The organism is Cobetia sp. SIMBA_158 (genome assembly GCF_046566945.1).
In the GTDB taxonomy this organism is placed as follows: Bacteria; Pseudomonadota; Gammaproteobacteria; order Pseudomonadales; family Halomonadaceae; genus Cobetia; species Cobetia amphilecti.
Genome location: NZ_JAWJYL010000118.1, coordinates 1 through 367 on the forward strand (window position 1 = coordinate 1; position 367 = coordinate 367).

A 367-nucleotide genomic window follows, 5' to 3' on the forward strand; every position below is an offset into this window, starting at 1 on the left:
TTTTCCCCATCGATGGACGAGCAGCCACAATAATCAAATCACTCTTTTGCCAACCGCCTGTCATGGCATTAAGATCCGCAAGACCCGTGTTGACTCCAGTCAGATCACCATGATCTTCTTCCATGCTCATGAAAATCTCGGTTAATACATCCATTTTCGTCCGAGTCTCTCGTACGCCTACTTCTTGAGCTTCAATTGTTTTTTGATAAAGCTCGGTGATGCCCTCATCAGTAGGGGAACTGGCAAATGCTAAAGCAGCACTTTGCAAATCTCTAAGTCTAAAAGCCTCGTAAATTAATGTTTCATAGGTTTCAAATGAATGAGTAGATGGAACAGCGCTCGCTAGGTTGGTTAAGTATTCGAAACC

At 43.3% G+C, this 367-nt stretch carries 1 protein-coding gene; it reads right to left on the reverse strand.

The annotated features are described in order from the left end of the window. A partial coding sequence (locus R2R70_RS19240) for a DnaB-like helicase C-terminal domain-containing protein (protein WP_410978787.1) occupies positions 1-367 on the reverse strand: 367 nt, incomplete at both ends.